At 73.9% G+C, this 20222-nt stretch carries 14 protein-coding genes; 10 read left to right on the forward strand and 4 right to left on the reverse strand.

What is annotated here, in order from left to right:
• Positions 1-9 precede the first annotated feature (9 nt).
• The 3 genes from IF46_RS0113000 to IF46_RS0113010 all read left to right on the forward strand — a co-directional run bounded on the left by IF46_RS0113000 (position 10) and on the right by IF46_RS0113010 (position 4186).
• On the forward strand, positions 10-870 hold the full coding sequence (locus tag IF46_RS0113000) for a universal stress protein (protein ID WP_030488579.1): 861 nt from the start codon (positions 10-12) through the stop codon (positions 868-870).
• 68 nt (positions 871-938) lie between these two features.
• Positions 939-3332, forward strand: coding sequence for a phosphoketolase (locus tag IF46_RS0113005; protein ID WP_030488580.1), 2394 nt, complete (start codon positions 939-941; stop codon positions 3330-3332).
• Between the two features lie 11 nt (positions 3333-3343).
• Complete coding sequence (locus IF46_RS0113010; RefSeq protein WP_051723885.1) at positions 3344-4186, forward strand: universal stress protein; 843 nt, start codon at positions 3344-3346, stop codon at positions 4184-4186.
• A gap of 47 nt (positions 4187-4233) precedes the next feature.
• On the opposite strand, the gene IF46_RS0113015 is transcribed toward IF46_RS0113010, so the two are convergent.
• Entirely contained in the window at positions 4234-6579 is a 2346-nt protein-coding gene (locus IF46_RS0113015) for a heavy metal translocating P-type ATPase (RefSeq protein WP_030488582.1), read from the reverse strand.
• Positions 6580-6810: 231 nt separating this feature from the next.
• On the opposite strand from IF46_RS0113015, the gene IF46_RS0113020 reads away from it, so the two are divergent.
• Entirely contained in the window at positions 6811-7794 is a 984-nt protein-coding gene (locus tag IF46_RS0113020; protein ID WP_030488583.1) for an Acg family FMN-binding oxidoreductase, read from the forward strand.
• Between the two features lie 113 nt (positions 7795-7907).
• Positions 7908-9581 carry a GAF domain-containing protein gene (locus IF46_RS0113025; protein ID WP_051723886.1) on the forward strand — a complete coding sequence of 558 codons (1674 nt, stop codon included), beginning with the start codon at positions 7908-7910 and terminating at the stop codon, positions 9579-9581.
• Between the two features lie 15 nt (positions 9582-9596).
• Here the strand turns inward: IF46_RS0113025 and IF46_RS0113030 are convergent, their stop codons facing one another.
• Positions 9597-10235, reverse strand: coding sequence for a response regulator (locus IF46_RS0113030; RefSeq protein ID WP_030488585.1), 639 nt, complete (start codon positions 10233-10235; stop codon positions 9597-9599).
• 194 nt (positions 10236-10429) lie between these two features.
• Between IF46_RS0113030 and IF46_RS0113035 the strand changes: the two genes are divergently transcribed.
• The gene (locus IF46_RS0113035) at positions 10430-11404 is read left to right on the forward strand and encodes an Acg family FMN-binding oxidoreductase (protein ID WP_030488586.1); all 975 of its coding nucleotides are present in this window, start codon (positions 10430-10432) and stop codon (positions 11402-11404) included.
• Between the two features lie 34 nt (positions 11405-11438).
• Here IF46_RS0113035 and IF46_RS0113040 read toward each other — a convergent pair whose 3' ends face one another.
• Together IF46_RS0113040 and IF46_RS0113045 are read right to left on the reverse strand one after the other, a co-directional pair.
• A complete protein-coding gene (locus IF46_RS0113040; RefSeq protein ID WP_030488587.1) occupies positions 11439-11906 on the reverse strand; it encodes a hypothetical protein in 468 nt (155 codons plus the stop codon).
• Positions 11903-12421: an RNA polymerase sigma factor gene (locus IF46_RS0113045; protein ID WP_030488588.1), complete on the reverse strand. Its 519-nt coding sequence runs from the start codon at positions 12419-12421 to the stop codon at positions 11903-11905. The genes IF46_RS0113040 and IF46_RS0113045 overlap by 4 nt, the downstream gene beginning before the upstream one ends.
• Before the next feature lie 185 nt (positions 12422-12606).
• Here IF46_RS0113045 and IF46_RS0113050 point away from each other — a divergent pair, with 185 nt between their 5' ends.
• Genes IF46_RS0113050 through IF46_RS0113065 form a run of 4 tightly spaced genes read left to right on the forward strand, consistent with a single transcriptional unit; the run spans position 12607 to position 20186 of the window.
• Positions 12607-13539 carry an ABC transporter ATP-binding protein gene (locus tag IF46_RS0113050; protein WP_030488589.1) on the forward strand — a complete coding sequence of 311 codons (933 nt, stop codon included), beginning with the start codon at positions 12607-12609 and terminating at the stop codon, positions 13537-13539.
• Entirely contained in the window at positions 13536-14258 is a 723-nt protein-coding gene (locus IF46_RS0113055; protein WP_030488590.1) for an ABC transporter ATP-binding protein, read from the forward strand. The genes IF46_RS0113050 and IF46_RS0113055 overlap by 4 nt, the downstream gene beginning before the upstream one ends.
• Before the next feature lie 7 nt (positions 14259-14265).
• The gene (locus tag IF46_RS0113060) at positions 14266-17430 is read left to right on the forward strand and encodes a hypothetical protein (protein ID WP_030488591.1); all 3165 of its coding nucleotides are present in this window, start codon (positions 14266-14268) and stop codon (positions 17428-17430) included.
• On the forward strand, positions 17427-20186 hold the full coding sequence (locus IF46_RS0113065) for an FtsX-like permease family protein (RefSeq protein ID WP_030488592.1): 2760 nt from the start codon (positions 17427-17429) through the stop codon (positions 20184-20186). The genes IF46_RS0113060 and IF46_RS0113065 overlap by 4 nt, the downstream gene beginning before the upstream one ends.
• Positions 20187-20222: the final 36 nt, after the last annotated feature.

The raw sequence follows: 20222 nt of genomic DNA on the forward strand, positions 1-20222 counted from the left end.
GTGATATCGATGGCCGTACCCGCCGACGCAGCGGTGCTGGTCGGCCTCGGGTCGGATCTCGACCTTCCGGTCGTCGAACAGGCCGCCCAGGAAGCCGCCGGACACGGCCGACCACTGCACCTGCTGCACACCTTCGACTGGCGGGTGGCCTTCGCCGCGGACACCGTCGCCGTACCCCGCGACCAGGCCGAGAAGCTGATCACCCGCGCCGCCCAGCTCGCCCACCAGACCGAGCCGGGGCTGACCGTACGCGGCGAGATCGTCGAGAGCGCCATGCTGCCCACCCTCATCCGCCGCTCGGAGACGGCCTTCCTACTGGCCGTCGGCGACAGCGGAATGGCGGGCAGCGGCCAGTGCGTACCAGCCGAGACCACCGCCGTGCAGTTGGCCGCCCGGGCCGGCTGCCCCCTGCTGGTGGTCCGACGTGAGCCGCCGCCACCGGGCCCGGTGCTGGTGGGCGTGGACGGCTCGCCCAGCTCACACCTCGCCCTACGGTGGGCCGTGGAGTGCGCGTCCCGCCGCGGCGCCCGGCTGCTGGCGCTGCGCGTGGTGGAGTACGACGAGGACACCGACGCGGTCACCAAGCAGCTCAGCGAGGCGCTGGCCCAACACACCGGCCGGCACGGCGCGGTGCCGACCGAGTGTCGCGTGGTGCGCGGCGACCCCGCCGAGGTGCTGATCGACACGTCCCGCGGCACGCAGCTGGCGCTTGTCGCGGCCCGTGGCGACGAACCGGGCCGGGCCATGCTCGGCGCGGTCGCCCAGTCCCTGCTCTACCACTCCCCGGCCCCGGTGGTCGTCGTCCGTGGCCTGGCCGACGCGCCGCTGACCGGGCCAGGTGCCCGCCCGGCACGGGACCAACGGCCCTGACCCCGGGGCGTCCGCAGTGGCCAGGCTGGACGCCGGACGCCCCACTCCTACCCGCGAGAGGCAGCATGATGGAGACCGCTCTCGACGTGCACCGCGCCCTCACCGACGACGAGCTGCGCCGGCTGGACGCCTACTGGCGCGCCGCGAACTACCTCACCGTCGGGCAGATCTACCTGCTGGACAACCCGTTGCTGCGCAACCCGCTGACCCGAGACGACGTCAAACCCCGACTGCTCGGGCACTGGGGCACCAGCCCCGGCCTCAACCTGATCTATGCCCACCTCAACCGGGTGATCGTGGCCCGCGACCTCAACGCCATGCTGGTCACCGGCCCCGGCCACGGCGGCCCGGCCATCGTGGCCAACACCTGGCTGGAGGGCACCTGGTCGGATCGCTACCACGACGTGGGTCGCGACGAGGCCGGGATGTCCCGGCTCTTTCGCCAGTTCTCCTTCCCGGGCGGGATCCCCAGCCACGTCGCGGCGGACGTGCCGGGTTCGATCCACGAGGGCGGCGAGCTGGGGTACGCGTTGAGCCACGCCTACGGCGCCGCGTTCGACCACCCGGACCTGCTGGTGACCTGCGTGATCGGCGACGGTGAGGCGGAGACCGGGCCGCTGGCCGGTAGCTGGCTCTCCAACGTGTTCCTCAATCCGGCGCGCGACGGCGCGGTGCTGCCCATCCTGCACCTCAACGGCTACAAGATCGCCAACCCGACCGTGCTGTCCCGGATCCCCGAGACCGACCTGCTCGACCTCCTGCGCGGCTCGGGCTACCAGCCGTACGTGGTCGCCGGCGACGAGCCCGCCCAGGTGCACCGCACCCTCGCGGCGACGATGGATCGGGTGCTTGACGAGATCGCCGAGATCCAGCGGCGGGCCCGCTCCGGGGGTGTCATCGAACGCCCCCGCTGGCCGATGATCGTGCTACGGACGCCGAAGGGCTGGACCGGCCCGCGCGAGGTGGACGGCATCCAGGTGGAGGGCACGTACCGCGCCCACCAGGTGCCGCTGTCGGAGGTTCGCGACAACCCGGCGCACCTGGCCGAGCTGGAGCGGTGGCTGCGCAGCTACCGGCCGGAGGAGCTGTTCGACGCGACAGGCGCGCCGGTCGACGAGCTGCGGACCCTACCGCCGCGCGGTGACCGGCGGATGAGCGCCAACCCGATCACCAACGGCGGTCTGGTGCTGCGCGACCTGACCCTGCCGGACTTCCGCGACTACGGCGTGGAGGTTCCCGAGCCAGGCGAGCCGATGGCCGGCGCGACCGGGGTGCTCGGCCCGTGGATCCGCGACGTCATCAGCGCCAACCCGGAGACGTTCCGGCTGTTCGGCCCGGACGAGGTCGCGTCCAACCGGCTGAGCGCGGCCTTCGAGGTGACCGACCGGGCCTGGGTGGCCGCCACCGTCCCCGGCGACGACCACCTCTCCCCCGACGGGCGGGTCATGGAGGTGCTCTCCGAGCACCTTTGCCAGGGCTGGCTGGAGGGCTACCTGCTGACCGGCCGGCACGGCGTGTTCACCAGCTACGAGGCGTTCATCCACATCGTCGACTCGATGCTCAACCAGCACGCCAAGTGGCTGAAGGTGACCCGGGCCATCCCCTGGCGGCAGCCGATCGCCTCGCTGAACTACCTGCTGTCCAGCCACGTCTGGCGGCAGGACCACAACGGCTTCTCCCACCAGGACCCGGGCTTCATCGACCACGTCGTCAACAAGAAGGCCGAGGTGGTGCGGGTCTATCTGCCGCCGGACGCCAACACGCTGCTCGCCACGATGGACCACTGCCTGCGCAGCCGGCACTACATAAACGTGGTGGTGGCCGGTAAGCAGGCCGCGCCGAACTGGCTGACGATGGCCGAGGCGATCCAGCACACCCGACGGGGCCTGGGCATCTGGGAGTGGGCCAGCAACGACGGCGGCACCGAGCCGGACGTGGTGCTCGCCTGCTGCGGAGACGTGCCCACCCTGGAGACGCTGGCCGCCGTCGAGCTGCTGCGCCAGAACCTCCCGGAGTTGAAGGTCCGCCTTGTCAACGTGGTCGACCTGATGCGACTCCAGCCGGACACCGAGCATCCACACGGCCTGACCGACAACGAGTTCGACACCATCTTCACCGAGGACCGGCCGATCATCTTCGCGTACCACGGCTACCCGTGGCTGATCCACCGCCTCACCTACCGCCGCACCAACCACGAGAACCTGCACGTGCGCGGATACAAGGAGGAGGGCACCACCACCACCCCGTTCGACATGGTGATGCTCAACGACCTGGACCGTTTCCACCTGGTCATCGACGTCATCGACCGGGTGCCCGGGCTGGCCGCCCGCGCCGCGCACCTGCGCCAACGGATGGTCGACGCCCGGCAGGCGGCCCGCGACTACACCCGCCAGTACGGCGAGGACGACCCCCAGGTCGCCGAGTGGCGCTGGGTCCGCGAGACCGACCCGACCACCCCCTGAAGGAGGACGACGTGCGCGACGCGGAGATCCTGGTCGGCTACGACGGCTCGACCGACGCCTCGGTGGCCCTGGACTGGGCCGTGGCGGAGGCGCGACACAGCGGCCAGCCGGTGCGGCTGGCGTACATCTTCGAATGGCTGACCGTGGCCAGCTGGGTCGGCCCGGGCATCGCGCCCGGCGTGTGGCCGGACGACACGGCCCGCCGGCAGGTCGACGACCTGGTCCGCACGGCCGCGGCGGACGCCGCCGCGGCCAACCCGGGCCTGAAGATCACCGGCGAGGTGTACGACGGGCCGCCCGCGCTGGTGTTGCAGGAACGCTCCGCCGAGGCCGGGATGCTGGTGCTCGGCAGCCGAGGCCACGGCGGGTTCGGCGGCCTGCTCGCCGGGTCGACGGCGGTGTCGGTCGCCGCGCACGCCCACTGCCCGGTCGTGGTGGTCCGGGACGGGGCCGGCACGTCGAGCGGCCCGGTCGCGGTCGGGGTGGACGGCTCGGAGCCCTCGCTGGTGGCGCTCGGCTTCGCGGCCGAACGGGCGGCGCAGCGCCAGGTGCCGCTGCGCGTCCTGCACGCCTGGACGCCCGGCCCCGGCGGGGCGGCCGGGGTGCCCGACGAGCGAGCCGCCGTGGAGCAGGCGCTGGAGCCGTGGCGGCGGACCTTCCCCGGGCTGGCCGTGACCGTCGACCTGGCGTCGACCAACCCGGCGGCGATGCTGATCGAGGCGAGCCGGGACGCGCGGCTGGTGGTGGTCGGCAGCCGGGGCCGGGGCGGGCTCGCCGGCATGCTGCTCGGCTCGGTCAGCCAACAGCTCATCCAACACGCCGCCTGCCCCGTCGCGGTGGTCCGCGAACGCTGAGACCCACCGGGCCGGGCCGCACCCGTGGCACAGCGGCCCGGCCGGTGCTACCGACGCGCGGGTGCCGGGTCGGACGGGTCGAGGGAGAAGAACTCCTCCTCTTCCTGGGCCAGGTGCAGGCGGAGCAGCGCGTCCAAGCCGTAGAGGGTGGCCAGCAGATCGGGAACCTGGTCCGGGCGGAGCCGGCCGTCGGCGGTCTGGGCGAGCTGTGCGCCGAGCAGGTCCACCTGGCGGCGAATCTCCACATGCGCCCGGCTCATCGTCGAGGTCGCCTCTCCGCTGCCCAGCGGGTCGGCCAGCGCCGGGTAGAGCTTCCGCTCCTCGGCAGCCTCGTGCGGCAGCACCCGCTCGGTCAGCCGGCGGTGCGTCTCGCGTACCGCCGGCAGGCACCTCGGTGCGGCCGGATCGGTGGCGACCAGGTCGGCGGTGTCCCGCAGCCCGGCCAGCACGTCACGGACCGCCTGGTGTTCCCCCGCGAAGCGGGCGAGCAACTCCCGGGTGCGCGGCGGGACGTCACGACGGCGCAGCCCTCCGCCCAGTGCCCGCAGCGCGTTGAGGATCACCAGCACGTCGATGCCCTCCTGCAGGAACGCGCCACCGACCGGCGGCAGCCGACCGACCGCCGCCACGAACATCGCCAGCACCGCCAACCCCATGCCGACGACGGCGCTCTGCACGGCGATCCGCCGGGCGTACCGGGCAATCTCCACCGCGTCGGCGAGCCGGTCCAGCCGGTCCACCGTGAGCACGGCGTCCGCCACGTCCGCCGAGGCGGTCGCGCCGGTCGCACCCATTGCCACGCCCACGTGCGCCTCAGCCAACGCCGGAGCGTCGTTGACCCCGTCGCCGACCATCACGGTGACCGCCCGGTCGGCCTCCGCCCGGACCCTGTTCACCTTCTCCTGCGGCGTGCAGCGGGCAAGCACGTCGTCCACCCCGACCATCGCCGCGACCTGCGCGGCTGTGGCCGGTTGGTCGCCGGTGACCAGCACGATCCGCCGCAACCCCGCCGCACGCAGCCGGCGCACGGTCCGGCGGGCGTCGGGGCGCACCGGATCCTCCAGCAGGATCGCGCCGAGCGGCCCATCGTCGTCGCTGACCCACACCGCCGACCAACCTGCCAGCTCGGTGCGAGCCCGCGCGCGGTCCGCCCACTCGGGCAGCTCTCCGGTGACCTGACCGACCCGGACCGATCGCCCGTCGACCCGGCCACTGACCCCCCGTCCCGGCTCCTCGGTGACGCCAGTCGGCTCGGTCAGCGTCAGCCCACGATCGTGCGCCTGCCGGACCAGCGCGGTGGCCAGCACGTGCGGCGACAACTGCTCGACCGAGGCCGCGAGGCGCAGCACCTCGTCACGATCACCACCCGGGGCGACAACCGTCTCGGCGGCGCGCGGACGGCCGGCGGTAAGCGTGCCGGTCTTGTCCACAAGCAGTGTCTGCGCCCGGCCGAGCAGCTCCAGCGCGCCACCGTCGCGGACCAGCACCCCGCGCCGGGCCACCCGGGACAGGCCGGACACGATCGCGATCGGAGTGGCCAGCAGCAGCGGGCAGGGGGTGGCCACCACCAGCACCGCCACCGCCCGCACCACGTCGCCGGAGAGCAGCCAGCCCAGCCCAGCCAGGACCAGGGTGAACGGCACGAACGCGGCGGCATACCGGTCGGCCAGCCGCACCATCGGGGCCTTACGGGCGGTCGCCTCCTGGGCCAATCGGACGATCCCGGCGTACGTGCTCTGTGCCGCGTTCTTCGTCGCCCGCATGCCGAACCCCGGGCCGGCGTTGACCACACCGCTGGCCACGGCCTCCCCGGCCGCCCGTTGGACCAGCCGCGACTCGCCGGTCACCACCGACTCGTCCAGCGTGGCCGCCTCGTCGACGGTCCCGTCGACCGGCACCACGTCCCCCGGGCCGACCAGCAACCGGTCCGCCGCCGCCACCCGGTCCAGCGGCACCACCTCGATCATGCCGTCGGGCCCACGCCGACGGGCGGTACGCGGAGCGCGCGCCAGCAACGCCCGCAGGTCGCGGGTCGCCCGGCGCTGCGCGTACGACTCCAAGGACCGCCCGGTCGCCAGCATCACGGCGATGACCGCCCCGGCCAGGTACTCCCCCACGCCGAGCGCACCGACCAGGGCCAGCACGGCGATCACGTCCACGCCGAAGTGCCGGTGCCACAACGAACGCAGCATCGACCAGGCGGCGGGCAGCAGCGCGGCCACCGTGACGGCTGCCCAGACCAGGTCGGCCGGGCCTGGGTATCCGGCGATCCGCAGCACCGCACCGGCCAGCACCCCGATGCCGAGACCGAACAGTGGCGCCCACGCCCACCACCTCCGGACGCGGGCGCGGACCGGCCGCTCCGGTACGCAATCGGTCGGCTCGGCCCCCACCTGCGCATCGTCGCAGCCGGTGGGCCGCCAACGGCCAGACACCGGGCGTTTCGCCCGCTTGACAGACGTCGTAGCGGTGCGCCGGACGTGGTTCGGCGGGCGCAACGGCCCGGCGAGGTCGGGACCTGTGGCCCCTGCCGACACACACCGAATGACCCAGGATGAGGCGGCAACCCCCGACACAGCGACGCGCCGTGCGGCACGATGAGCAGAGACGGAAAGGTCGTGACCATGAGTCAGGAAAGCCAACTGACCACCGCGCTGGCGGAGGCCGCCGCCACCGCCGGCCACGCCCCCTCGGTGCACAACACCCAGCCGTGGCGTTGGCGGGTGCTGCCCGACGCGTTGGAGCTGCGCTCGGTCGCCGACCGACAGCTCGCCGCCAGCGACCCCGAGGGGCGACTGCTCGCGATCAGCTGCGGCACCGCCCTGCACCACGCCCGGTTGGCGCTGGCCGCCGAGGGATGGCGCGCCGTGGTCGAACGGCTGCCCGACCCGGACGACACCGAGCTGCTGGCCCGGCTGACCGACCTGAGCCACACCTCGGCCGACCCGGACGCCATGCGCATGGTGCAGTGCATGCAGGTGCGACACACCGACCGGCGGCCGGTCAGCGACGAGCCGGTTCCGCCCACGGCCATCGACGAGATCACCCGTGCGGTCGGCGCGGAAGGCTGCCGGTTGCAGATCCTCGACCGCGACCAGGTGCTGGAGCTGGCCGCCACCGCCGGGCACGCCGACGTGGTCGAGGCCGAAGATCCAGAGCTGCGCACCGAGCTGGCGTACTGGACCAGTCGGGCCGGCTCGGGCACCGGCCTGCCGGCGGAGGTGCTGCCCGAGCAGCCCGCGCAGACCACCGTCCCGGGCCGCGACTTCGGCCGTCCCGGCAGCCTGCCGGTGGGCCCCGGCCACGACCGGATGGCGGTGTACGCGATGCTGCACGGCGACGAGGACGAGCGGGACAGCTGGTTGCGCGCCGGCGAGGCGCTCTCCGCCGGTTGGCTGACCGCCACCCGACTCGGCGTGTCGGTCGTGCCGCTCAGCGCGGTGGTGGAGGTGCCGGGCACCCGGCAGACCCTGCGTCAGCTGCTCGCCGGGATCGGCTTTCCGTACCTCGTGTTGCGGTTGGGCATCGCCGACCCGGCACACTCCGGCCCGCCGCACACGCCGCGGTTGACCACCGCGCAGGTGGTCGACACCTCCGCCGTCCGCTGACGGATCTGGCCGCTGACGGATCTGACGACGAGCGGCACCGGCGCTACCATCCCCCGGTGACCAGCAGCGCGCCGTCGCCCCGTCAGGAACCATCCACGGCACCTTCGCTCGGGCTGAGCCCCCTGTCCCGGGTCCGTCTCGACGAGCTGTTACAGGAGATGCTGGTCCGGGTCGGAGAGGTGGTCACCAGCCGGGAGCGGCTACGGGCACTGCTCGACGCGGTGGTGGGCATCGGCACCAACCTGGATCTGCGCACCACCCTGCAACGCATCGTGCAGGCAGCCTGCGAGCTGGTCGGCGCCCGTTACGGCGCGCTCGGCGTGGTCGGCCCGGACCGGCTGCTGCACGACTTCATCGTCCACGGCATCACCGCCGAGCAGCACGAGCAGATCGGCGACCTGCCGCACGGGCGGGGCGTGCTCGGCCTGCTCATCGACGACCCCCGGCCGCTGCGGATGCCTGACATCACCCAGCACCCCCGCTCGTACGGCTTCCCGGCCAACCACCCGCCCATGCACAGCTTCCTGGGCGTGCCGGTCCGAATCCGCGACCAGGTCTTCGGCAACCTCTACCTGGCGGAGAAGCAGGGCGGCGCGCAGTTCACCGAGGACGACGAAGAGATCGTCGTCGCGCTCGCCGCCGCCGCCGGCGTGGCAATCGAGAATGCCCGCCTGTACGCCCTGGCACACCGGCGGGAGCGCTGGCTCGCCGCCACCGCCGAGATCACCACGGTGCTGCTCGGTGAGGTACGCCGTACCGACGCGTTGGCGCTGGTCGCCCGCCGGGCCCGGGAGGTCGCCGAGGCCGAGCTGGCGCTGGTGCTGCTCTACGACAGCGACACCGAGCAGTTCTCCGTGGAGGTGGTCGACGGCGCCGACGAGCAGGCCCGCGCGCTCGTCGGCGCGGTCCTGCCCGCCGTCGACACCAGCTTCGGCGCGGCGGTCGCCGAGGGCCGGCAGGACCAGGTGGACGATCTGGCGCACGCCGCGCCGTGGCCCGCGCTGCTGCACACCGGTTCGGCGATGATCTCGCCACTCGCCACCGCCGAGACCCTGCACGGCGTGCTGATCGTGGCACACCGGCCGGAGCGCGGCGGTGGTGCCAGCGAGGAGGATCTGGCGCTGTTGGGCAGCTTCGCCGGGCAGGCCGCGCTGGCCATGGAACGGGCGCGCGGCCAGGAGGAACGAGAGCTGCTGGTGGTCCTGGAGGACCGCGAGCGGATCGCCCGCGACCTGCACGACGTGGTGATCCAACGGCTCTTCGCCACCGGCCTGCAACTACAGAGCGCCGCACCGATGGCCCGCCCGGAGGTGGCCAAGCGGATCAACACCGCCGTCGACGATCTGGACGCCACCATCCGCGACATCCGCCGGACCATCTTCGAGCTACGTACGCCGATGACCTCGGCGCTGCGTACCGAGATCCGTGCGGCGATCGAGGCGGCCGCCGAGTCGCTGGGTTTCAAGCCGCACCTGGAGCTAACCGGGCCGGTGGACAGCGCCGTGCCGGACGCCATCCGCCCGGACCTCACCGCCGTGCTGCGCGAGGCACTGTCGAACGTGGTCCGACACGCGCAGTGCGCCCGCGTCGACGTCGCCGTCCGTGTCGACGCCGGCCAGGTCACCGTGACTGTCACCGACGACGGGGTGGGCTGCGACCCGGCCGCCGCCCGGGGTGGTCTGGTCAACCTGCGCGAACGCGCCAGCCGCCTCGACGGCACCTTCACGATCGTCCCGGCCGAGCCGCAGGGCACCGAGGTGCGCTGGGCCGTGCCGCTGCGTGACTGACCCCGGCGACTCAGGTCAGGGCGTCTTGCCGAGCAGCCGAGTGGCCAGGACGGCGGCCTGCGTGCGGCGCTCCAGGCCCAGCTTGGCCAGCACGCTGGACACGTAGTTCTTCACCGTCTTCTCCGCCAGGAACATCCGCCCGGCGATCTCCCGGTTGGTCAGCCCCTCCGCCACGTACTCCAGGATCCGCCGCTCCTGCTCGGTGAGCGACCTCAGCTCGCGCGGCTGCTCGACGCCGTTGCGGATGCGCTCCAACACCCGGGTGGTGATCGCCGGGTCGAGCAGCGACTGCCCGGCCGCGACGCGGCGCACCGCGTCGACCAGATCGGTGCCACGGATCTGCTTGAGCACGTACCCGGCGGCGCCCGCCATGATCGCCGCGAACAGTGCCTCGTCGTCCTCGTACGAGGTGAGGATCAGTCCCTTGATGGACGAGTCGACGGCGCGGACGTCACGGCACACGTCGATGCCATTGCCGTCAGGCAGCCGCGCGTCGAGGATCGCCACGTCGGGCCGCAACGCCGGGATGCGGCGAGCCGCCTCCTGCGCCGAGCCGGACTCGCCGACCACCTCGATGTCGCCGCTGCTCTGCAACAGGTCGGCCAGGCCACGGCGGACGACCTCATGGTCGTCGAGGAGGAACACACGGATCATCCTTCGTTTCTACCCGGTGCCCACGGCCCACCGCACGGGCCGAAGGTCCCGACCGACCCGGAACGGGCGGGCGCTCGGACCCAACTGGTCGGGACGTCCGGCCCTGCTCAGCGACCACCGAACGATGGACCGTGATGGTGCGCCGGCCACTACGGCACCACCCGCCGCCGGCCCAGCGGGAGAGGAGCACCGCCATGGAGATCGGCTACACCGCAGCCCAGCTGCGGGCCGCCGCCGTGGACGCGGTCCGGGCACCGTCGTTGCACAACACCCAGCCCTGGCGGCTACGGCTGCGCGCCGGCGCCATCGAGGTGCTGGCCGATCCGACCCGCCGGCTGCCGGCGACCGACCCGAGCGGGTGGGGTGTCCGGATCGCCTGCGGCGCGGCGCTGTTCAACCTGCGGATCGCCCTGGCCGTCGCCGGTCTCCCGGCCCGGGTGCGGCTACGCCCCGACCCGGCCGAGCCGGACCTGCTGGCCCGGCTGGTGCCGGACACCCCGCGCCGACCCACCCTCGCCGAGCAGAGCCTGTACGCGGCCATCCCCCGCCGGTTCAGCAACCGCCTGCCGTTCTGGCCGGACCCGGTGCCGGCCGACGCCCGGTGGCGTCTCGGCGAGGCGTCCCGTGCCGAGCAGTGCTGGCTGGAGCTGCTGATCGGGGTGAGCGCGGTCTCCGCGTTCGGCGAGATCGCCCGCAGCGCGCACCGGGTGCTGGAGCGCGACCCCGCGTACCGGGCCGAACGGGAACGATGGCTGCGCTGCGAGTCCAACCCGGACGGTGTACCCGCCTCGGCCGGAGGCCCGCAGGGCGAGCCGCAGGACGTCCTCCCGACCCGCGGCTACGGTGGGCGCGACCGTGCCCCCGGGCGAGACTTCGAACCGGAACCCCTGGTGGGGGTGCTGGGCTCGGTGGGCAACACCGCCGTGGACCAGGTGATCGCCGGGCAGGCCCTGCAACGGCTGCTGCTCACCGCCACGGACGCCGGGCTCAGCGTGTCGATGCTCTCCCAACCGATCGAGGTGGCCCCGGCGCGGGAGCAACTGCGCCTGTCGCTGGGGCGGTTCGGCACACCGCAGATGGTGCTGCGGATCGGGTACGGCCAACCGGGCCGTCCGACCCCCCGACGCAGTGTCGACGAGGTGCTGGACCTGCCGGTGGTGCCCGCCTGACGGTGCCGCTCGGGTCGAGGGCACGCACGGAGGTTCACTCGCCGCCCACCGCCGTTTCGGCCAGCGCGTTGCGGCGGCGCAGCAGCGCCGCCCTCGCCCGGCGGGCCGCCCGCAGGTGCACGGCCGCCACCACGCCGAGCACGAGCACCACCCCCAGCAGCAGCGGCTCGAACTCCTGCCGTACCAGGCTGATGATCAGCGCGCCGACGCTGAATACCAGCCACGCGCCGACGCCGAGCCAGCCGGCGACCACCCGATCCCGGGCGAACAGCGGAGTCCGTCGGGTCACCGCCCAGCCACCGAACGCCGCCCAGCACAGACCGATCGCCACCAGGACGGCGAAGGCCACGTTCGTCCGCGTCGGCAACCCGGGCTCGGTGACCCAGAGCAGGCCGATCAGGGCGCTCCCGGTGAGACCGGCGAAGGCCACGGCCAGGTAGCCGACCCGCTTGCGCAGCGACAACGGCGCGTCCAGTCGCGCCAACATCTCTTCCGGAGTCATGCTTCGTACCCCTTCCGTACCAGCTCGTGGCGTAACAACCTGCGGGCCCGGTTGAGCCGCGACTTGATGGTGCCGACGGGCACGGCGCAGATCTGCGCGCAGGCGTCCAGCGGCAGATCCTCCAGGTAGAACAGCAGGAGCACCTCCCGTTCCCGGGCCGGAAGCGCCGCCAGCGCGCCGGCGAGCGTTTCCCGGTTGACGACACCCTCCGCCTCGTCGTCACCGGGCCGGTCGTCGATCGGTTCGGGCTCCGGGCGGGCGTACGCGTCCCGCAGCCGGTTCAGCACGGCCCGGCGGGCGATGGCGAACAGCCACGGGGCGAACCGGTCCGGCTGCCGCAGCCTCGGCAACCCTTTGAAGACCGCCAGCCAGACCTCCTGCACCACATCGTCGTCGGACCCGCCGAGCATCCGCCCGACGTACCGCTCGACCGCCGGATGCCAGCCCTGCACCAGCTCGGCGAACGCCTCCCGCTCACCCAACTGACAGCGGACCACCAGCAACTCATCGCTCATCGGCCCTCCTTCGCCTATTCAGTCGGGGTGGGGGCCTGGCAGGTTCACGACCCGCCGCAACTCACGGTCAGAAACCAGAAAAGTCACCCGGGGCATGGTCAACGGAGCCGGCACCTGCTTCAATCTGAGCCCGGCCGCTACCCGAGGCTGGCTCGACGTCGGCCACGACCGGACGGAGAAGGGGAATGTCCAGCACCCCGCTGTCCCTGCCCCAGCCATCCGCTCGAGCACCCGAGTTCGGCCGGGACGCGCTCATCGTCTGCGAGAACCTGGTCCGGATCTACCAGACCGGTTCGATCGAGGTGCAGGCACTTCAAGGGCTGGACCTGGCCGTGCAGAGTGGTGAGCTGGTCGCCGTCGTCGGTGCCTCCGGGTCGGGCAAGTCGACGCTGCTCTCCATCCTGGCCGGCATCGACGCACCCACCGCCGGGCGGGTCCGGGTCGACAGGTGGAATCTGCTGGCGATGTCCCGCGCGGACCGGGTGGACTACCGGCGGCGCACCGTCGGGTTCGTCCGCCAGCAGACGGCGAGCAACCTGATCCCCTACCTGACCGCACGCGAGATGGTCGACCTGCCGATGACGGCGGCCCGGACCGCGAAGCAGGAACGCCGCGAGCGCGCCGCCGAACTGCTGGACAGCCTCGGTGTCGCCGACTGCGCCGATCGACGCCCCGGGCAACTCTCCGGCGGGCAGCAGATGCGGGTCGCGATCGCGGTGGCGCTGGCGAACAATCCACGGGTCCTGCTCGCCGACGAGCCGACCGGCGAGCTGGACGCCGCCACGTCCGCGGAGGTCTTCGGCGTGCTGCGCGACGTCAACCGGCGCTACGGCGTCACCGTCGTCGTGGTCACCCACGACCCGGAGGTCAGCGGCCAGGTCGAACGGACCATCGCGATCCGCGACGGGCGCACCAGCAGTGAGGTGCTGCGCCGCACCACCACCAACGCCGAGGGCGACACGCACATGATCGCCGAGGAGTACGCCGTGATGGACCGGGCCGGGCGGGTCCAGGTGCCCCGCGAGTTCCGCCAGGCGCTGGAGCTGACCCGACGGGTCCGGCTGGCCCTGGAACCCGACCACATCACGATCCGCCCCGACTCGGGAGGCGGCGAATGAGCGACGAGCCGCTGCTGCGCGTGCACGGCGTAGAGCGGCGCTTCCGCACCGGGCCGACAGTCGTACACGCCCTGCGCGGTGTGTCGTTCGACGTGGCCGCCGGTGCGATGGTGGCGCTCGTCGGCCGCTCCGGCTCGGGTAAGACCACCCTGCTCAACGTCATCGGCGGCCTGGACCGCCCGGACGCCGGCACCGTGCACGTCGACGGCACCGACGTCACCGCGCTCGACGAGGACGGACTGTCCCGGCTGCGGCGCGAGAAGGTGTCCTACGTCTTCCAGAGCTTCGGGTTGATCCCGGTGCTGTCGGCGGCGGAGAACGTCGCGGCTCCGCTGCGGATGGCCCGCGTCGCCCCGACCGAGCGCGAGCGGCGGGTCGCGCTGCTGCTGGAGCTGATCGGCCTCGCCGACCACGCCCAGCAGCGGCCCGCCGAGCTGTCCGGCGGCCAGCAGCAGCGGGTGGCGATCGCCCGCGCGCTGGCCGCGTCGCCCCAACTGCTGCTCGCCGACGAGCCCACCGGGCAACTGGACGCCGAGACCGGCCTGTCGGTGATGGCCCTGCTACGCGGGATCGTGGAATCCGAAGGCGTCACTGTCCTGGTGTCGACGCACGACCCGGTGATGATGGCCCTGGCCGACCGGGTCATCCGCATCCACGACGGGCACCTCGACGAAGAGGCTGCCGGGCAGCGGTACGCCCCCGGGCCGGATGCCGGGTGACGCGACGATGCTGAGGCTGGTCAGCCGGCGCGCCCGCGCGCAGTGGCCGTTGCTGGCAGCCCTCCTCGGGGTCGTCACGATCGGCGCGACGCTGCTGGGCACCTGCACCCTGCTGGTCACCCGCACCGCCGAGCGGGCGCTGGAGGTCGCCATGGCCCGCGCCGCCCCCGCCGCCGTCGACGCGACCGTCTACACCGGCGCCGTCGAGGGCGGGCACACCCAGTCCGTCGTCACCGACACCCGCAACGCGGTGACCTCCGCGCTGGCACCGTTCCCGGTGACGACGAGCGCGCGGGCGTCGACAGTGCTGCGGGCGTTACCGCCCACACTCGCCAAGGGCACCAGCGTGGGGCCCCAGGCGTACCTGTCGGGGCTGGACGACCTGCCGTCCCGAGCCGAGCTGGTCACCGGGCACTGGCCACAGCAGCCGGGCGACGCGGTGCTGCTGGAGTCCACCGCCCAACTGCTCGGCCTCGCCCCCGGTCAACGGGTACGCCTCGGCGCCGAGCTGGCCCACGCACCCGTCCCCGCCATCGACGTACTCGTCGTCGGGGTGGCACGCCCGCTGCCCGGACGCGGCTGGGAACGCGACCCGCTGGCCGCGGCCGGCTCCGCCATGGGCTTCTGGGACGGCCGCTTCATGCAGCCGGTGAACGCCTACGGCCCGTTCCTCGTCGACCTCGCCGACCTGGTCACCACCGGTGCCACAGTCAGCCGGATGGAGGTCACCGCTCACCCGGAGCTGTCCCACCCGCACCGCCGCGACCTGGAGAACGTGGCCGAAGCGATTCGCACCGCCGACCGCCGGCTGGCAGGCACCCTCGGCGACCGCGTCCAGCTCGCCCGGATCTCCTCCGACCTGCCGTTGACAGTGCGGGCCGCCGACGACCAACAGCACGTCACCGCCGCAGTCGTGCTCGCCATCGCCGTCCTCGGCGGTGTCCTGGCCGCGACGGCACTCGTCCTCGCCGGCCGGCTGACCACGGGCATCCGCGCCGACGAGACAGCCCTGCGATCCGCCCTGGGCACCAGCCGTCGCCAACTCGCCGCCACCGCGACGATCGAGGCCGGGCTCGTCGCCGCGGTCGCCGCCGCGCTCGCCGTACCGGCCTCGTCGGCCCTGCACGCCGGCCTGACCCACCTGCCACCGCTGGACGGCGCCGGCCTGACCGCCCGGCCGGTCATCGCCGGCGCCCAGGTCCTCGCGGTCGTCGGTGGCGCACTGGTGCTCGCGGCCGTCCTCACCGTGCTGGCGATCCGGCCCGTCCCGGCCGCCGGCGAGCAGCGCACCCGCCGCGAGCTGCTGGCCCGATCCGGGGCCGACCTGCTGCTCACGGTATTCGCCGCCGCCAGCTGGTGGCAGCTGTACGCGCAGCCCACCGCCGCCAACCCACGCGCCGACACGGTCCGGGTGCTCGCGCCGGCGCTGCTACTCACCGCCGGTGCCGCGCTGGCGCTCCGGGTGGTGCTGCCGGCCCTGCGCGCCGCCGACCGGCTGGCGTACCGGGCGCGCGGGTTGGCGCTGCCGCTGACGGTCGCCGAGGCCGCCCGCCGGCCCCAAGCGGTCGCCGCCGGGTTGCTCGTCGGGCTGGCCTGCGCGGCCGGAACCTTCGGCCTCGCCTTCGACAGCACCTGGCACCAGTCGCAGCGCGACCAGGCCGCGATCTCCGTCGGCACCGACCTGGCACTCACCCTGGGCACGCCCCCGGCGGCCGGAGACGGCGCCCTCGTCAGCGCGGCCACCACGGGGGTGGTGAGCCCGGCCCTCAACCGTGGCACCACAGTCGGTCAGTGGCTCGGCACCGCCGGCGACGCGCCAAGGCTGGTCGCCGTCGACACCACCCGCGCCGACGCGCTGCTGCGCGGGCGGCTGGACAGCGACCGCGGCTGGGCGGACATCGGCACCACGCTGGCACCACGCACCCGGGTCACCGGTCTCGCCATTCCGAGCGGCGCCCCGCTCGTCCTGCGCGGGACCGCCGGCGGCGGCACCCCGCTCACCGTGACGCCCCGGCTGCTGCTGCAGGACGGCACCGGCCTGCGTACGTCCTGCACCGGCCCCGCCGTACCCCTCGACGGCCAGGAGGTTCGACTGCCCGACTGCGCGACGGCCGACGGGCTGCGCCTCGTCGCGGTCGTCCTGCCGGTCACCGCCGACGCGGCCAGCGGGCCCGTCGCTGTCGACGTCACCCTCACCCTGCCGCCTGCCGGATCGGCGGAATCCGGCGACGGATCGGATTGGACCGCAACGTCCGCGCCGCCGGTTCCGAGCAAGTTGCGGGACCCGAGCGTCATGGTGTCCGCCGCGTCGACGGGAACCACGCTGCGGATGGCCGCGACCGTCGAGCTCGGCGGCGCCGACGACGCCGCCCGGACCCTCGTCGCCACCGCCTTCCCGGACCCCGGCCCGGTGCCCGTCGCCGTCTCGTCCCGCTTCGCCAACGAGATCGGTGCCGACAGCGGCAGTGAGCTCAGCGTCACTGTCGGCATCACGCCCGTCCCGATCGTCGTCACCGAGGTCGTGCCGACCGTCCCGTCCGCCCCCGACGCCGTCGCCATCCTGGCCGACCTGGACACGCTCTCGCGCGCACGTGCCGTCACCGGCGACCTGACGTTCCCGGTCGACGCCTGGTGGGTCGGCAACCCCGCCGACCCCGGTGCCGCCGAACGGGCCACCGCCCTGCACCTGGGCACCGTCGCGACCCGCGAAGCGGAGACCACCCGCCGCACCGACGGCCCGCTGCACGCCGGGCTGCCGGCCGCGCTCCGGCTCATCGTCCCGGCCGCGGCCCTGCTGCTGCTCGCCGGTGTCGTCCTGCACGTCACCTGTGACCTACAGGTCCGCGCCGTCGAGGTGACGCGGCTGCGCGGCCTGGGAATGTCGCGCCGCGACATCAAAGCCGTGCTGCTCGGCCAACACGCCGGCGTCCTGCTGCCCCTGCTCGCGGCCGGCGCGGCCGTCGGCGCGCTCGCCACCCACGTCGTCGCTCCCCTGCTCGTACGCTCCGACACCGGCGCCGCGCCCATCCCGGCCCCCCAGCCACACTGGCCGTGGCCGGCCGAGGCCGCACTGCTCACCGCGCTGCTGGCCGGAGGCATGCTGGCGGTCGCCCTCGTGGTCACCGTCCAGGTCCGCCGGGCCGACGCCACGCACCTGCGGGTGACGCCGTGAACCGGTGGCTGGCCCGGGGGTGGCCAGCGCCGCACTGGCCCAGCATCCGCGGCCGGGCCCGCACCGACGCCGGACCGCTACTGCTCACCGCCGCCGTCATCGCAGCCGTCGCACTGCTCGCCGGGGCCGCGCCGGCGCTGCTGCGCGCCGCCGCCGACAGAGCCGTCCAGGACACCGTCAGCCGCGCCGGCACCGACTCGAACGTCCTCGTACGCGCCAACTGGGAACGCGACGACGGGCCGACCGGCGGGCGGGTCCGGATGCCCAACCTCGCCGAGGACCTCGACGACCTGCGTGACAAGGCGACCTGGGCGCTCGGGCCCGACCTGGACGCCGCACTGCTCCCGCCCGTCGCCACTGTCGACGGCCCGATCCTCAGCATCAGCGGCGGCAGTGTGCCGCGTACCTTCCAGTTCACCTACCTGGCCGATGACCTCGACGGCCCGGACGTGACCTGGACCGCCGGCAGCCCGGCCGGCCCTGCCGTCTCCGATCAGTACGTCGAGAACCCCTACGACGGACCGCCCTGGCCGGTGCAGGTCGGCCTCTCCGAAGCCGACGCCGCCGCCCTCAACCTCGGCCCCGGCGACCGAATCCCGGTCCGGGACGGCCGGGGACGCGACCTGGACGTCCGGATCAGCGGGATCTACCGACCCGCGGACAGCGCCGACCCCGCCTGGCGACTCGCCCCGGCGCTGCTGCACCCCGTGCCCGGCGTCGACGGCGTGGGGACCACCCGGTTCGCCGGCCTGCTGTCGCGCGAGTCGTTACCGGACGCCCGGCTCGCCGTCGACGAGGACCAACTGCGGCGCACCGTCCACTTCACACCCGTTCCCGCCGCGCTCACCTGGGACGCCACCGCAGCGCTCGTGAGCCAGGTGGTCAAGCTCAAGGCGACCTCCGGCGCATCAAGCGAGCGCGACCAGGCGCTGAAGTGGGAGTCGCAGCTCGACACCACCCTGCGCGAGGCCCGTGCCCGCAACAGCGCCGCCTCCGCGCAGGCCGCCGTCCTGCTCGCCGGAGTGCTGACCGCCACCGTACTGGTCCTGCTGCTCGCCGCCGACCTGCTGGTCCGCCGCCGTACCCCGGTGCTGGGCGCCACCCGGCAGCGCGGGGCGGCGCTGCCCGACCTCGGCGCCGAACTGATCATCGAGTCCGCCGTGGTCTCGCTGACCGCCGCGGCCGTCGGGCTCGCGCTCGCCCGCGCGGCAGCTCCGGGCGTCTCCTGGGCCTGGGCCGTTCCCGTGGTCCTGGCCGGTGCCCTCGCCGGGCCGACGCTCGGCACCCTCGCCGCAGCCCGTGCCAGCCGCGACCGGCGTCAACCCGCCAACCCGGCCGCTCGGCGCTGGATCCGGGCCACCAGCCAGCTACGCCGCGCCGCCGTGCAGGCCGCTGTCCTGCTCGCTGCGGTCGCCGCCTTCGTCACACTGCACCAACGCGGGCTCCTGCCCGTCGCCCCCGACGGCGACACCGGTGAGCTGACCGGCGACCTGATTCTGCCGATCAGCGCCCTCGCTCTGGGCGCGCTCGTCGGCGCGCTCGTCCTGCTCCGGCTCCTACCCCTCGGGGCGAGGTTCGTGCTCCGAGGGGCCCTGCGCTCGCGCCGCCCGCTGGCCGTGTTCAGTGCCGCCCAGGCGGCCACCACAGCTGGACGCGCGCTGCCACCGCTGATTCTGGTCACCGCCACGGCGCTCGCGTCGTTCGCACTCATCCTCGGCGCCACCGTCACCCGGGGTCTGACCGACGGCGCGTGGAGCACCGTGGGCGCCGACGCCCGCCTCGACGTCGGCGCCGATGCCACGTCCGCCACGCCCGCACTCGCCGAGCGCATCGCCGCCGCACCCGGGGTACGACAGGTCGTCGTCGCACAGGTCACCGACTCGGCACGAGTCTTCAGCGACTCGACACTGTTCACCCCACGCCTGGTCATCGTGGACGCCGCCGCGTTCCAGCGTCTGCTGGCCACCACCGCGCTGCCCGACGCGCCGGCGCTGACCCGGCTCACCGCACCCGGTCCTACCCCCGGGGACGTCCCCGCGCTGGTCCGATCGAGCGACGGCGATCTGCGGGTCGGCACACGGCTACAGCTACCCCGCGACGACGCCCCGGCGATCAGTCTCGCCGCCGTCGGAACCGCACCCTCCGTCGGCGGCGCCAACGACGTCGTCATCGTGGACGCCACCGCGCTCGCCAACGCCGGGCTGCCCGCCGCTCCGAACACCGTCTGGGCGACCGGCCCCGGCGCGGCGCAGGCCATGTCGAACACCGGCGTCACCGCCGACGTCGTGCTGCGCGAGGACGTCCTGCGGGCCCAGCGAGTGGCTCCGCTGACCACCGGTCTCCTACGGCTGGCGTGGACGGCCGCCGCGGTGCTGCTGGCGCTGGGGCTGCTCGGCCTCGCGCTCGCCGCCGCCGCCGGTGCGCCGCAACGGTGGCAGACCCTGACCCGGCTACGCACCCTCGGCCTACGGCCACGCGACGTCCGTTGGGTCGCCGCCGGAGAGCTGCTGCCGCCGGTCGTGGTCGTCGCGGTGTGCGGCCCGCTACTCGGGGCCCTGCTCGCACGCCTGACGCTCGGCCCGCTCGACCTGCGGCTGCTCACCGGCCAAGCCGCCGATCCGGCGGCGGTCCTGCCGTGGTGGCTGCTGGGCCTGGTGAGCGTGGCGCTGCTGGTGGCGGCCGCCACGGTCGTACCTGTCGAGTCGGCGCTGCGACGACGCGACCGGCTGAGCGAGGTACTCCGCGCCGGCGAGTAACGGGCTACTGGCAGGCGGCGCCGCGAGGGATCGGAT

The organism is Micromonospora chokoriensis, assembly GCF_000718555.1.
GTDB classification, from domain to species: Bacteria; Actinomycetota; Actinomycetes; order Mycobacteriales; family Micromonosporaceae; genus Micromonospora; species Micromonospora chokoriensis_B.

What these genes read in the sequence shown, in the direction of transcription:
- IF46_RS0113000 (WP_030488579.1), top strand. Translation starts at nt 10, where the DNA reads ATGGCCGTACCCGCCGACGCAGCGGTGCTGGTCGGCCTCGGGTCGGAT.
- IF46_RS0113005 (WP_030488580.1), top strand. Translation starts at nt 939, where the DNA reads ATGGAGACCGCTCTCGACGTGCACCGCGCCCTCACCGACGACGAGCTG.
- IF46_RS0113020 (WP_030488583.1), top strand. Translation starts at nt 6,811, where the DNA reads ATGAGTCAGGAAAGCCAACTGACCACCGCGCTGGCGGAGGCCGCCGCC.
- IF46_RS0113030 (WP_030488585.1), bottom strand. Translation starts at nt 10,235, where the DNA reads ATGATCCGTGTGTTCCTCCTCGACGACCATGAGGTCGTCCGCCGTGGC.
- IF46_RS0113035 (WP_030488586.1), top strand. Translation starts at nt 10,430, where the DNA reads ATGGAGATCGGCTACACCGCAGCCCAGCTGCGGGCCGCCGCCGTGGAC.
- IF46_RS0113040 (WP_030488587.1), bottom strand. Translation starts at nt 11,906, where the DNA reads ATGACTCCGGAAGAGATGTTGGCGCGACTGGACGCGCCGTTGTCGCTG.
- IF46_RS0113045 (WP_030488588.1), bottom strand. Translation starts at nt 12,421, where the DNA reads ATGAGCGATGAGTTGCTGGTGGTCCGCTGTCAGTTGGGTGAGCGGGAG.
- IF46_RS0113050 (WP_030488589.1), top strand. Translation starts at nt 12,607, where the DNA reads ATGTCCAGCACCCCGCTGTCCCTGCCCCAGCCATCCGCTCGAGCACCC.
- IF46_RS0113055 (WP_030488590.1), top strand. Translation starts at nt 13,536, where the DNA reads ATGAGCGACGAGCCGCTGCTGCGCGTGCACGGCGTAGAGCGGCGCTTC.
- IF46_RS0113060 (WP_030488591.1), top strand. Translation starts at nt 14,266, where the DNA reads ATGCTGAGGCTGGTCAGCCGGCGCGCCCGCGCGCAGTGGCCGTTGCTG.